The sequence below is a fragment of the Pseudomonas sp. SJZ131 genome, assembly GCF_007828705.1.
In the GTDB taxonomy this organism is placed as follows: domain Bacteria; phylum Pseudomonadota; class Gammaproteobacteria; order Pseudomonadales; family Pseudomonadaceae; genus Aquipseudomonas; species Aquipseudomonas prosekii.
In genome coordinates, this window is sequence record NZ_VIVC01000001.1 from 1423380 (window position 1) to 1436616 (window position 13237).

Genomic DNA, 13237 nt, shown 5'->3' on the forward strand with positions numbered 1-13237 from the left:
TGTCGAAACGGCTGCATGTGAGGTGTTCACGAGCCTGCCTGAGAATTTATCGCTGCACGGCGATGCATTTGATCTCTACAAGAAGCCCCGGCCGAGCCAGTTCAGCGACACCAATGCAGGTCCATGCACAACTGCCTCTGGGGAAGAGTTGATCCTTCACCTGCCTGAAGATCGGCATGTGGCGGTGCATATCGACGTGATAAGTCGTCATTTCGACCACGTCCTCGAAGTCGCAGCCACCGGCTGCCAAGACCAGCCGCAGATTCTCCCACGCCGCCAGAAACTGCTGCTCCGGATCTTCGATAACTGACAAGTCCGGCGTCCGGCCAACCTGGCCAGCGCAGTACAGCGTCTTTCCAACTTTTACCGCTGGTGCATAGCCGGCACGCTCGCTGAGCAACTGCATGCTTTCGGGAACGATGATCTGGCGATCAGTCATGTTCGTGGATTCCAAAATAAAAACCGATACGAAACCTAGCCCAGTGTCACGGCACCGTCCACTCGGTTCGCTTCTGATCAGCAGCGGATAGAGGGCATTGGTGCTGCCCTGCTCTGCCGCATGCGCACGGTCGCCCGACCGGGCAGATTTCCGGCATTGCGTTACGGCAACGCGTCACGTTTGGCGAAGATACTGGCCATTTCCGCCATGTTCTCGGTTCCCCAAGTGCACAACGGGATGATCGCTTCAGCCAGGCTGCGGCCGAGCGGGGTCAGTGCGTAATCCACACGTGGCGGCACTTCTTTGTAGTCGGTGCGCGCTAGCACGTGATCGGCTTCCAGATCCTTCAATTGCTGGATCAGCACCTTGTCACTGACCCCATGAACCAGCCGTTTCAGTTCGCCGTAGCGCTTCGGGCCGTCTCGCAGGAAAAACAGGACCAGCGGTTTCCACTTGCCCGAGATGATGCGCAGCGTGGCGTTGAGCCCACAACCGGGGTCACAGGTTTCAGAATTTTCAGTCATTTATTGGTACTTACCTAAAAGTGCATACTTGTCGTTAGGTTATCAGGCTCGCATCCTTGGTCTCAAGCAAGCAGATCCCTGCTTCCAGAAAACGCTTGAAGGATGCATAACATGACCAGACTTAATGGCAAGACCGCAGTGATCACCGGTGGCGCTACCGGCATCGGCCGCGCCGCCGCAAAACGCTTTATCGAGGAAGGCGCCTTCGTGTTCATTTTCGGCCGCCGGCAAGAAGCGCTCGACGCCGCTGTCGCTGAACTTGGGCCCAACGCTCGCGCGGTCAAGGGCTCTGTCTCCGATCTCGCCGACCTCGACCGACTTTACGCCGCGGTGAAAGCCGAGCGCGGAAGTCTCGACATCGTCTTCGCCAATGCCGGTGCGGGAAGCCCGCTTGCGCTGGGTCAGATCACCGGCGAGCACATCGACGAAACCTTCGACACCAACGTCAAAGGGACGATTTTCACAGTGCAGAAAGCGCTGCCGTTAATGGCCGAGGGCGGTTCGATCATCCTCACCGGGTCCAGCGCCGGCACCACGGGCGCGCCGGGAATGACCGCCTACAGCGCGAGCAAAGCAGCAGTGCGCAACCTCGCGCGGACGTGGGCCGAGGATTTGAAGGGCACGGGCATTCGGGTCAACGTGCTGTCGCCCGGCGCAACGGCGACCGATCTGGCGAAGGCAGCGCTGGGCGAAGAAGGCCAGAAAATCTACGCCGCGATGACGCCGCTTCAGCGCATGGCCGATCCATCGGAAATCGCCGCGGTGGCGGCTTTTCTCGCGTCGTCGGACAGCAGCTTCATGACCGCCAGCGAAATCGCCGTTGACGGCGGTCTTGCGCAACTCTGATCTCCTGCACCCAAGCGCCGCATTCGATTTTTCGGCGCGTCGCAGGGCCCGCCAAACCTGAGGAAAACCTATGAGCTACGCAATTATCGGCTTCGGCAATATCGGCCAGGCCTTGGCTAAAGCGTTCGCGCGGAACGGCATCGAAGTCTGCGTTGCGACCACACGCGACCCGCAAAGCTTCGCAGCCTCCGCAGCCGCCATCGGATCGCAGATCATTCCGACAAAACTGGAAGACGCGGTCAAAGCAGACATCGTCTTTCTGGCAGTGCGTTTCGAGTCGCACGCCGATGTCGCGAAAGTGCTGCCGAGCTGGACGGGAAAGACTGTTATCGATGTGACCAATGCCTACGGCGTGCCTCCTGAGGAACTCGGTGGACAGCCTTCATCCGAGGTGGTCGCGCAGGCCTTCATCGGTGCAAGACTGGTCAAGGGCTTCAACCATTTGGGCGCGGCGGTCTTGGCACAAGACCCGTCGGTAAAGGGTGGCAAAAGAGTCGTGTTTCTGGCCAGCGACGATGACGACGCCGCCGAGGAAGTTGGCGCGCTTGCCGAAAAACTCGGTTTCGCGCCGATCAAACTGGGCGGCCTTGAGCAAGGAGGGTTGCTGGTGCAGGCGCGCGGCAAAAGCTGGGGTCAATTGATCTTCAAGGATTTGGTCAAGTTCGACTGATGGATCGTGCGTACTGGGCGTGCGGCGAGCGAGCTATGAGAGGCGCGCTCGCCGCTAGCCATTTGAGGATCGATCACTTAAAAAACTGCGCCTTCAATATGGCGGACCTGCGGTTCTGCAGAGAAATAGTCCTCCAGGCCCAGCATGAACATCTGATGATCTTCACTCGCTTCGAAGCCCGGCGTGTGATCTTCAAGTGAAGCCCAGCGCACTATCAGGGTGAAATGCTCGGGGGTTTCGATTCCTTGCGCGAGCAAATGGCCGCCGTAACCCTTCGCGCGAGTGAGCAGCGGCGCGACCTCGGCGAAGGCATTTTTGAATTGTTCGATGTGTTCTTTGTGCACGGGAAGCAGAGCAATTTCATAAATCATGGCGTTTCCTCTGATATGACTTAGACGGCTGAAATTCCGCGATTACGAAATGAGCGATGGCTCGACGGCAATTGCGATTTTGCCTTGCAGGCCGTTGTCGGGACTTTCCAACCGGGCATGCGCCAGGCCGATATCGGCCAGCGAATAGACCGCGCCAACGTGTGGCCGCAACTGACCGCGAGCGACCAGCGTGCTCAGTTCATCAAGCTTGCCGCGGTTTTGTCGGGTGAAGACGAAGTGATAACTGGCGTTCTTGCCCCAGGCCTGAACGAGGTTTTGCGGCTGCGCGATGTCGACAATCGACACCACGCGGCCCAGTTGAGCCAGCGCATCCGGGCTGCGCGACAAGGTGTCGCCGCCGATGGTGTCGAACACCACATCCACGCCTCGGCCGCCGGTTTCGCGCAGGATGGCCTCGACGTAATCTTCCTGTTTGTAATCGATAACCACGTCAGCACCCATGCTGCGGGCGAACTCGAAATTCGCTTCGCGCACAGTCGTGAAAACCCGCGCGCCGATGGCTTTTGCCACTTGGATCGCGACATGCCCCACGCCTCCCGCGCCGCCGTGGATCAGAATGCTTTCCCCTACCCTGAGCGCCGCTCGCACCGTCAGAGCTTCCCAAACCGTGCCGCCAACCAAGGTCAGACTTGCCGCCTCCAGATGGCTCAGCGATGGCGGTTTGTGGCCGATGATGCTTTCTGCCGCAACGTGATACTCGGCATAACTGCCTGGGCCGTCGAATATTTGCGGGGTGTACCAGACTTCGTCGCCCGGAGCGAACGCCGTCACCCCCGGCCCGACTTCTTCGACAACCCCCGATACGTCATGTCCGGTAATCGCCGGCAGAGGCACGAGGTCGGCGTAATCACCGCGTCGAACCTGAAAATCCAAGGGGTTGATGGAGGTTGCGTGTACCCGCACCAAGACCTCCCCCACACCGGGAACTGGTTTGGGCACATCGCAGAGTTCGAACGATTCCGGGCCACCAAATGATTTGAGTCTCATCGCTTTCATTGTGAAATCCTCTTATCGACAAAAAGGAATATCGAGATATCTCGATATGCTGTGGTAAAAAATTACAGATCTTTCCCGATCAACTCGGCAAGGGCACTGATGGTTGCTTCATTGCGTTTGTAGTACGTCCACTGACCGATGCGCCTGACTTCGACCAGGCCCACTCGTTGCAGGGTCGCCAGATAACCCGACACCGTAGACTGCGACAGCCCGACACCTTCCTGGATACTGCTGACGCAGACGCCCACCGTGAACACGTCACCCTCATCCTGCGCAGGGAAACTGTTCACGGGGTCCTTCAAGCCTTTGAGGATTTGAAGGCGTACCGGATTTGAAAGTGCTTTGAATATTTCGAGTAGGTCCATGGGTCGGATGATATCGAGATTTACCGATATATCAATACCCCATTTTTCCTCCACGATGGACGGCTTCCCGCCAAGCACTTGTCCAATTTCAGCGAAAGGAGATGAAGACTCGCGAGGCATTTGGCGAGCAGCCAACCGACTCTTCATCCCCGACTCTTCATCCCCAACTCAGATCCCGGCGCTGGTCGGCACTGGCGCGTTGAGCAACTGCTGCTCCCACAGATACGCGATGCCGCTGCCGGCGGCATGCTGCAGCAGCACGTCCGTCAGCGCACCGGCCGTTTCCTCCCGAGCCCAGTCACGCTGCCACTCTGCGGCAAGAGCGAGCCAAGTCATCATGTTCGCGCCAGCCGCAATCATGCGTTGGATCGCCACTTGGTGAGCCTCAACGGAAACCGCGCCCGACGCGTCAGTAATCACCGTTACATCCCAGCCTTCGCCGAGTGCCTGGATCACCGGCATGGCGACGCAGACTTCGGTCCACAGACCGGCGATCACCAGTTGCTTGCGGCCCGTCGCTTTTACCGCGTCCACAACTTTCGGGTCTTCCCAGGTATTGATCAGCGTCCGGTCAATCACCTCTTGGCCGGGAAATACATCGAGGATTTGCGGAAAGATAAAACCGCCGCGCTCGGCGATTACGCTGGTCAGGATGGTCGGCACGTTGAACGCCTTGGCAGCCTTCGCCAACGCCGTGGCATTGTTGACGACCATTTGCGGCTCATGGCTGTTCAGGTTAGTCAGTTGGAAAGGCTGATGGTCAATCAGCACGAGTACCGAATCTTCAGGACGGAGAAGCGAGGTAAGGCCGTTACGAAAAGTCATTAGTGCATCCTGTTGTCGTTATGAATCGGATTGGTAATGAGCGGCATACGCCAGCGCCGACGTTGCCTTCGAACGACACTCTGCTGTTCCCCTGCTTAATCCGGTAGTGTTGCCAAGTGTTTGGCTGTGTCGCGAAATGAGGAACGCCCGTTTGGATATTGAAGAGCTTCAGACATTCGTCGAGGTTGCTGACGCCGGGGGCGTTTCGCCTGCCGCAGTCCGGCTCGGCGTGTCCAAGTCAATCGTCAGTCGCAGGCTGGCACGGCTGGAAGCGCAGTTTGGCGTGCAGTTGCTGACACGTTCGACTCGCGGCGCGGCGCTGACTGAGGCCGGCGCGACTTTTCGCGACTATGCCGCGAGGGTTTGCTCGGAAATGGAGTCAGCCAGGGAAGCGATCCTGCCCGCCGGCGCGCTGCAAGGTCGCTTGCGAGTGGCCGCGCCGCTTTCTTTTGGCCCGACTCACTTCGCCCCCGTACTGGCGGAAATGGCCGTGCGGCACCCACAACTTCAAATCCAGACCTGCTACAGCGATCGCTTCGTTGACCTCATCGCCGAAGGTTACGACTGCGCGATCCGCGTCGGCTATCTGCAGGATTCCAACCTGATCGCGAGACGCATCGGCCCGATCAACGGCAAGCTGGTCGCGAGTCCGGGCTATATCAAGGCTCATGGTTCACCCGAGCAACCGGAGGAGCTGATCGCCCATCAAGCCCTGATGCAGAGCACCGAAGCCTGGCAATTCATGGATGGCGACAAGGTCGTCACCATTCGCCCGCAAGGACGCTTCAAGGCTGACAACGGCATCGCGCTGGTGGCCGCCGCCCTGGCGGGACTTGGGGTCGCTTATCTGCCCGATTGCCTCACGTATGACAGCGTGGAATCCGGCGCACTGGTGCCGATCATGACGCGTTATCCACCACCGCCTGCGGGGGCCTATTTAGTCCGCCCGGCCGGTCAGCATCCGGCGCAGAAGATCCGGGTGCTTGCGGAATTGTTGATTGAGTACTTCGGAAAATCTCCGCATTTTGCGGGAGATGTTGTTGTTTGATGGGGGCGTTTGAGTGAGTGGTTTCGGCCAGGAGCTGCCTGCTGTGCTGAGCGCTTGTTGTTGACCGAGACAGGCATTGACGTAAAATCGCCACCCCAAAAAATCAGCTTGCATAGCGAGAAGGAGCTTCGATGCAACGGATGATGATAGTGGGTCAACCTGGGTCGGGCAAAAGCACTTTGGCGCGTGAGCTTGGCCAGCGCACGGGGTTACCGGTTGTTCATATCGACACTATCCACTGGCAGCCAGGATGGATCGAAAGAAGCCGTGACGAGAAGACGCAGCTTTGTCTCGATGTAGAGGCCCGAGATTGCTGGATATTCGAAGGTGGCCATTCAGCCACTTGGGATAACCGGATGGCACGTGCAGATCTTTTGATTTGGATTGACCGATCTGCAACGCTTCGATTCATCCGCGTACTGCGCAGAACGCTGCTCCAACGTGGTCAGTCCAGGCCTGACTTGCCGGAGAACTGCCCCGAACTGCTGGCCAACCTGCCGGAGTTTTTCAGATTCATGTGGCGGACGAAAAAAACAGCGCGAGCAAAGATGCAGCAACTGGTGGCAACAGCGCCATCCGATTGCCGCGTTGTTCGCCTGCGGTCTAATCGGGAGACCGGCATTTTTCTTGCGAGCATTGGAAGTTAGAAAAAAAAGGACGGATTTATTATCTTGAAAATCAATCTGTCCCCCTTTTTTGCGAAACTTCTCCCGCATCGCCACCAGCCACGATCCCGGTTCATGCTCAGGCTTTCGATGAGGCTGGGTCATGACAAATAAATTGGCCAAGTCCGGCTGCCGAGGTTTGCGCGACGCCAGTCAGCCTTCCTTCGTCCCATCCCTCCCGCGCAGCGGCTGACAGGCCGAGCATAGTCACGGCGACGTAATCCGCAACGCGCTCTGGCGCGGAGATGTCGCACGCCTTGAGAAACGCCACCACTCTGTTGCGGTTGTCCCCCGCTAGCTGCATAGCAGCAATGCCCCACTCCGTTGTTCCGGTTTTCGCGTGCTCGAGGATCAGGCAGCCGCGACGCCGAGGATGGGCGGCATAAACAGATGCGGCAGCAGTCAGCATGTCGCCTAGAGCATTCAAGGGTGATTTTCCAGGGATCAGGAAGCGATCCAGCGGAATCACTGTGGACGAGTAGCGCTGCAGCGCATCTTTGAAAAACGCCCCTTTGCTTCCAAACGCGGTGTAGAAGCTTGGCGCGGTGATGCCTATCGCATCGGTGAGCGTGGCGACGCTGACATTCTCATAACCGTGCTCGTGAAACAGATCTTGTCCGACCTGGATAGCCTCGTCGATCGCGAACTTGCGCGGTCGCCCACGCGACCGCTTATTTACGTTATCGGTCATTACAGAAATCCGTTGTGTTCGGGAAGTCGCATTATTATAGTGACCACTAATGTATTTATCTACACGCCTTAAATTGTGATGGTCATCGGGCCAGCATCATCGATAACTGCGAGGAAACGCATGCAGCCTTGTCCATCGACACACCTCTCCAAAGATCCCCCTGATTCGAGTTCCACCCTGCCGATCGCCGCTTTGTCTGGCCTCGCCGCCAGTGGCTTCCTGTGCATCGTGACCGAAACGCTTCCAGCCGGTTTGTTGCCACAGATCGCCTCTGGCCTTCGAGTCTCTGAATCGATCGCGGGGCAACTCGTAGCTGTTTATGCGTTGGGATCGCTGCTCGCGGCGATCCCGCTCACGAGTTGGACGCAAGGCTTGCGACGAAGATCGGTACTACTCGCCACCATCATCTGTTTTGTGATCGGCAACACGTTGACGGCTTTAGCGGACTCAATCAGCGTCGTGCTGATCGCGAGGTTCATTGCCGGATGCGCGGCCGGGCTCGCTTGGGGAATGCTCGCGGGCTACGCACGCAGCATCGTGCGTCCCGACCAGACTGGGCCAGCGATGGCGGTCGCCATGGTTGGTGTGCCCTTGGCGCTTTCGCTGGGTGTTCCTCTGGGGACATTCCTGGGCGGCTTCGTCGGATGGCGGGGATCGTTCCTCACTCTATCGGCGCTCGGTGTGATCCTGATCGGGTGGATCATCGCCAAAGTACCCGACGCTCCCGGCCGGACAGCAGACAATCGGCCTTCACTTCTGCGCGTAATCGGGACAAAAGGCATCTTACCGATCCTGCTCGTCATCCTGACCTGGATGACAGCCCACAACATCCTCTACACCTACATCGCACCGTTCGCGAGAGCAGCGGAATCGCGCGTTGATCTCGTCTTGCTGGCATTCGGAATCAGCTCGCTTCTTGGCATCTGGATCGTCGGACGGCTGGTGGATCGGATGCTGCGCCGGATGGTACTTCTCGCAATCGGTTCGTTCGCGCTGACCGCCGCTCTATTGACTATCGCTGGGCAACTGGAAATCGCTGTCTACGCCGCTGCCGTTATCTGGGGCCTTGGATTTGGTGGGGCCGGCGCGATGATGCAGACCGCTTCGGCTGACGCAGCCGGCGATGGCGTCGACCTGGCGCAGGCAATGGTGACCACGGCGTGGAACTTGGCGATCGCAGCAGGCGGAGCGCTTGGCGGAGTAATGCTCACGACTGGAGGGACACCGATGCTGCCGCCCGTGGTCACCGCGCTCGCATTGCTCGCGTTTGTCATTGCACTCGCAGCACGTCGTTTCGCTTTTCCTCCGGGTCACCGCGCTGAATCAATCCGTTGACCTGATCCCCTATTCCCCTTCCAGCACAAGGTAAAAAAAATGAAGTCATTTGCATTTTCCCTCGCACTCGCCGTGCTCGCTATAACTGGGGCGCCTGCCCAGGCTGCGCCGCAAGAAGCTCCCCACATCGTGCAGGAGGAATTCCTGATTCCTAAGGGTTTCACCGGCAAATACGAAAGCGTTGATGGGGTGAAGTTGCACTTCGTGCAAGGTGGTAAAGGTCCGCTGGTGCTGCTCGTCCACGGTTTTGGACAAACATGGTATGAGTGGAATGAACTCATGCAGCAACTCGCCGAACGCTACACAGTCGTAGCAGTCGACCTGCCCGGTCTTGGTCTTTCGCAGGCTCCGCAAACGTCTTATACGGGCGTGGACGTCTCCGAATATCTCTACAAGCTCGCAAAACGCCTCAGCCCCGAAAAGCCTTTCTACTTGGTTGCACACGATATCGGCATTTGGAATAGCTATCCGATGGTCGCGCGTCATCCGGAAGATATCGTCAAGGCCGCCTTCATCGAAGCGACAATTCCTGACGATACGCTGTATTCACTGCCAGCATTTGTCGCGACCGGAGAGGCGCCTGGCTGGCACCACAGCTTCTTTGCGGCCTCGGATCAACTGGCAGACGCGATGGTCAAGGGGAACGAGCGGTTATTCCTGACGCACTTCATCCGCCACCATGCAAGCAACCAAGAGGCGCTCTCCGATGAGCTGATAGACAGCTATGTCCGCTCATACTCGAAGCCCAAGACTTTCCACCACGCATTTGAATATTATCGCGCGCTCCCCCAGTCGATTGCCCAGAACGAAAAGTTGGCGACAACCAAGATAACCCTGCCCGTTCTTGCTGTCGGCGGAGGTGGTAACGGTGGATTCGGCGCCCAGCAGCCGGAAAACATCCGCCGCTACGCTGTCGATGTAGAGGCGCACGTGCTGCAAGGATGCGGTCACTGGGTCACAGAGGAATGCGCACCAGCGTTGAACCCGCTGATCTCCTCCTTTCTGGCGCGGCCATGAGGAGAAAGTCGCCATGTTCAGCAGAGTAAGGGGAATGGATCAGATCGGCTTCGCAGTGCTCGACGTTTAGGCCGGGACCCGGTTGCTGCGCGAGGTATTCGGCGCAGCTGTTGTTTATGGCACTTGCGCTGATGGCTGAAAGCTGGTGCTCGCAAATGGCTGCTTTCGGCCAGAAGCGGACGGTCAACCCAGGTCGATGAGCTGGCTCGGTTTCGCTAGCCACCATGCAGCCAAAACAATTGTCGACCAGTTCGATGGCTGGGAGTGTACATCCGCCTTGCTGCACATTTTTGCTCTCGCCGTACATGCGCCCTAGATGTCATTCGATCTCTAGGGCGGCCGGGGCGATTCCCTTGACGTAGCCGTCAGCCCTTATAGCTATCATCGTTGGCGGCATTGCCCTGAGGGTCATCGTCCACCGCTTCGCCCCGCGCACTCGCAGCAAGACTTTGGAACTCATACGCTTTCTCGGCTGACTCAATCTTCTCGACCCTTGCGGCTAGTGCGGAAACTTTCCGCTCATCGCAGTAAAGAAGAGATCCGAGCAAGTTGAAGCTTTGGTTGCTTTCGATATCAGAAGCACTTGCCATTGATAGAAAATCAGCAATTTTTGATGGGGAGCTTGCAAAAATCCGAGATTTTCCCTCAACAACACCGACCATAACTCGGTCCCAAGTGGCAAAAATAAATCCTTCATCGACACTGTTTTTTAAGAACGTACAAACCGAAGCATCATGATCAATTAGAATTGATGGGCTTGCGGGCTTCCCATCTGCAATTTCTTGCCGTATATCAGCATCCCATCGTCCGGCAGAGATAATTTCGATTCCAAATTCTTCGAGAATGCTCTCAATTTTATTCTCCACTTTCCGAGGAGGAGCACCTCCTACCAAACCAAAGTGCGACAAGAAATCCTTCAAAGCATAGTCATCCGCCAATTCCTTCTTATCCCTTAGATGGCTATAGTGACTTATGTAGGAGTTATTCGAAGACTTTAAAATCTCTTTATTCATTTCATTTAGAGCTGAATAAGTCTGCACGTACTCCAGCGCTTCCTTACCGTGAAATACAATCTCATTAACATAGCATCGTGGAACTGCCATTGAGATTTTATGACTAGCGCATAATTGCTGTAGCGCAGCAGCAGCAATACTATATCTAGACCTTACTGATCCGAAGCAAAGACCAAACAGCAATGGCATTGCAACGCTTGAGTCCAACAACATCTTAACGTCAGTCGTCCTCCCAAGTGCTCTATATATATCAAAAGTATTAGTTGAAAAAATATGATCTAGTGTTTTCCCGTACTGGGAAACTCTGGCCACCGAAAGTCTGGATAAATCTTCGTACAATTCGTTTTTTCTACGAACCAGATTGTGATTGGAAATGAAGTCTGCCAGCGCTTCCTCTTGGATCCCATCACCGTTCAGCGCGCCTTCACGAGCGGAAATCTCAAGTGCCATCTCAATAACCCGTCGCGCATCCTCGCTACTAAGACGGTACTTCTCAGCGATAGAAACAAGATCATGGCTAGTTGACTGCAAATAATCTTCTTCAGCCACTTCAATTAGTTTTCTGGCCGAATCAGAAAGTTTATAGCATCCAGCATCAACAACAACATCACCCTTGCCTGCCAGGCGCTCCAATGCATTCTTTGAATCATGCTCTATATCAACACCCGGCAAGGATTTAACGACTCCTGCTAATATGTCTCCACTTTTCGACGAGGGTTTTTTGTATAGAAACGCACGAACATTACTTTCAATAACGTCTTGGCGCAAGTCCTTTGCCTCATTTGAAAAAAGCAGAAGATTACTAAGTGCAATTTCCTTAGGACTCGCGGCGATCCGCCCTTGCACCAAGTATCCGAGCCTTTCATATGCAGCTTTAATTACACCAGGAGCAGAAAGGCTAGTTGATACTCTATTCAGATCAAAAACAGTGAGATCAACCTCTCCTTTTTGCCTGTATTTATCATTTCGAAACAACGCCAAATCAACGTCTCGAATTGGCCGATTTGTTATGTAAATAAGATGCCGCTTGCCAGCTGCGCGAGTGGCGCCAGCCTCGTCATTAATCTTAATCGCCCAATCTTTTCTTACGCTCAGTTGAATTCGAAGGTCGGTTCGCGAACAGAGTACGTCTCGGCCACCATCGCCCGCGCCATCAATAATACTGAGCTCTTTGTAACCTTCACTTTGAAGAAACAGAAGGGCGATGTCATAAAACATTTTCTCTTCAACGTCTTGAATTGCTCGCCGCAGCCCGGAGAAATACATGATCTTGCCCTCATCGAAATCCTTACAGATGCTTAATAGATTGGAGTCCATCCCCAGCTATTGCCTGCGAGGCGTAGAGTGGTAATTGCCTGGCGTGAATTTAGCAGATGTTTACCAATACGAGCCACGAATTTGCTAATGCGTGAACTTGCTGTGCGAGGCCTCATGCGGTAGCTAAAGGCGATTCACAACGATCCAGGAGAATGTTCGATAGAGAGAAACCATCAGGATGAAATTTCATGAGTCCAGTTTATTAATGCTCTGCGTCGACTCTAATGCTGGATTGGGGCGGTCCCCGCTTCTAAGCACGAAGAAGCCCTGAGCGAATGGCTGCTCTTGGCCGATTGCTGCCTATCGTAAAGGGCTGCACCGGCACAAAGCTGACGATAGACTTGGCTGAGTTTCAGATTGAGCATGCCGGTCTCTCCCCCAACCGCTGTACCAACCTCACGAGATAACCGTCGGGATCCTGGACGATGAATTCGCGCTGGCCTACTTCTACATTATCAGCCCGATACCAGGTTTCTTTGCATTCCCGATAGAGTGGAAATCCAGCCAGATCAAGTTTTTGGATGATGGGTGCGACAGCCTCAACATCAATCTGTAGGTTGATGCCCCTTCCAAACGGCTTAGTCAACGGCGCAGTCAGCCATTGCCCCGCGTCGGAATCAATCTGCTCAAGCATTACTTGAGCACCGTTCAAATCAAGGTATGCGAATCCTTCTTCCGGGCGTTGATGAGCTATTTTTAACCCCAAGCAAGAAACCCAAAAAGCCAGGCTGCTATCCAGGTTGGTGACCATTAACTCCGGAACCAGTTTGTTACGTTCGAACATGAGATGACTTCCATTTCAAAAAGCTAATTCGGGCAGGCGGGCACGTTTTGCACTTATGGCTGCAATGCCACGACGGGATCGTGGGAGCCTGATGATGCATGTTCGGGTTGGGATTATCGAGTCGCACTGAGTGGCCGCTCGTGGTCGTCAGCAGCCATCCATGAGGAGGCTGCTTTGGGGCCAAAAGCTGCCGCTCACAAACAGCTCCTTTCGGCCAAGAAGCAGCCATTCACGAACTACGCAAAAAACTCAAAACCACCAACCGATCTATCCCCCCAAACCAAATCCCCCCTTCCCCACTTCCAAAAAC

At 55.6% G+C, this 13237-nt stretch carries 15 protein-coding genes; 6 read left to right on the forward strand and 9 right to left on the reverse strand.

The genetic code is table 11. The features are described 5' to 3' along the window. Positions 1–46 precede the first annotated feature (46 nt). Together FBY12_RS06175 and FBY12_RS06180 are read right to left on the reverse strand one after the other, a co-directional pair. A complete protein-coding gene (locus tag FBY12_RS06175) occupies positions 47–439 on the reverse strand; it encodes a RidA family protein (protein WP_145252018.1) in 393 nt (130 codons plus the stop codon). A gap of 161 nt (positions 440–600) precedes the next feature. Further along, positions 601–963, reverse strand: coding sequence for a helix-turn-helix domain-containing protein (locus tag FBY12_RS06180; RefSeq protein ID WP_145252020.1), 363 nt, complete (start codon positions 961–963; stop codon positions 601–603). 111 nt (positions 964–1074) lie between these two features. Here FBY12_RS06180 and FBY12_RS06185 point away from each other — a divergent pair, with 111 nt between their 5' ends. Continuing rightward, complete coding sequence (locus FBY12_RS06185; RefSeq protein ID WP_121734243.1) at positions 1075–1809, forward strand: SDR family NAD(P)-dependent oxidoreductase; 735 nt, start codon at positions 1075–1077, stop codon at positions 1807–1809. Between the two features lie 70 nt (positions 1810–1879). Beyond that, the gene (locus FBY12_RS06190; RefSeq protein ID WP_145252022.1) at positions 1880–2479 is read left to right on the forward strand and encodes an NADPH-dependent F420 reductase; all 600 of its coding nucleotides are present in this window, start codon (positions 1880–1882) and stop codon (positions 2477–2479) included. 77 nt (positions 2480–2556) lie between these two features. Here the strand turns inward: FBY12_RS06190 and FBY12_RS06195 are convergent, their stop codons facing one another. The 4 genes from FBY12_RS06195 to FBY12_RS06210 form a co-directional block, all read right to left on the reverse strand. Next, positions 2557–2850, reverse strand: coding sequence for an antibiotic biosynthesis monooxygenase (locus FBY12_RS06195; protein WP_145252024.1), 294 nt, complete (start codon positions 2848–2850; stop codon positions 2557–2559). A gap of 42 nt (positions 2851–2892) precedes the next feature. Then, complete coding sequence (locus FBY12_RS06200; RefSeq protein WP_145252026.1) at positions 2893–3867, reverse strand: zinc-dependent alcohol dehydrogenase family protein; 975 nt, start codon at positions 3865–3867, stop codon at positions 2893–2895. A gap of 62 nt (positions 3868–3929) precedes the next feature. After that, positions 3930–4232 (reverse strand): helix-turn-helix transcriptional regulator, encoded by a 303-nt coding sequence (locus tag FBY12_RS06205; protein WP_145252342.1) that lies wholly within the window; start codon positions 4230–4232, stop codon positions 3930–3932. Positions 4233–4400: 168 nt separating this feature from the next. Then, positions 4401–5057 (reverse strand): hydrolase, encoded by a 657-nt coding sequence (locus FBY12_RS06210; RefSeq protein WP_145252043.1) that lies wholly within the window; start codon positions 5055–5057, stop codon positions 4401–4403. A 151-nt stretch (positions 5058–5208) separates the two neighbouring features. On the opposite strand from FBY12_RS06210, the gene FBY12_RS06215 reads away from it, so the two are divergent. After that, positions 5209–6105, forward strand: a complete 897-nt coding sequence (locus tag FBY12_RS06215; RefSeq protein WP_145252045.1) for a LysR family transcriptional regulator — start codon at positions 5209–5211, stop codon at positions 6103–6105. A gap of 131 nt (positions 6106–6236) precedes the next feature. Next, positions 6237–6752: an AAA family ATPase gene (locus FBY12_RS06220; RefSeq protein WP_145252047.1), complete on the forward strand. Its 516-nt coding sequence runs from the start codon at positions 6237–6239 to the stop codon at positions 6750–6752. Positions 6753–6849: 97 nt separating this feature from the next. Here the strand turns inward: FBY12_RS06220 and FBY12_RS06225 are convergent, their stop codons facing one another. Then, positions 6850–7461 (reverse strand): TetR/AcrR family transcriptional regulator, encoded by a 612-nt coding sequence (locus tag FBY12_RS06225; protein WP_145252049.1) that lies wholly within the window; start codon positions 7459–7461, stop codon positions 6850–6852. A gap of 120 nt (positions 7462–7581) precedes the next feature. Here FBY12_RS06225 and FBY12_RS06230 point away from each other — a divergent pair, with 120 nt between their 5' ends. Both FBY12_RS06230 and FBY12_RS06235 read left to right on the forward strand, forming a co-directional pair. After that, entirely contained in the window at positions 7582–8796 is a 1215-nt protein-coding gene (locus tag FBY12_RS06230; RefSeq protein WP_145252051.1) for an MFS transporter, read from the forward strand. Positions 8797–8835: 39 nt separating this feature from the next. Beyond that, the gene (locus FBY12_RS06235) at positions 8836–9813 is read left to right on the forward strand and encodes an alpha/beta fold hydrolase (protein WP_145252053.1); all 978 of its coding nucleotides are present in this window, start codon (positions 8836–8838) and stop codon (positions 9811–9813) included. Between the two features lie 365 nt (positions 9814–10178). Here the strand turns inward: FBY12_RS06235 and FBY12_RS06240 are convergent, their stop codons facing one another. Both FBY12_RS06240 and FBY12_RS06245 read right to left on the reverse strand, forming a co-directional pair. Next, the gene (locus tag FBY12_RS06240) at positions 10179–12143 is read right to left on the reverse strand and encodes a hypothetical protein (protein ID WP_145252055.1); all 1965 of its coding nucleotides are present in this window, start codon (positions 12141–12143) and stop codon (positions 10179–10181) included. A 352-nt stretch (positions 12144–12495) separates the two neighbouring features. Next, positions 12496–12927, reverse strand: a complete 432-nt coding sequence (locus FBY12_RS06245) for a VOC family protein (protein ID WP_145252057.1) — start codon at positions 12925–12927, stop codon at positions 12496–12498. Positions 12928–13237 lie beyond the last annotated feature (310 nt).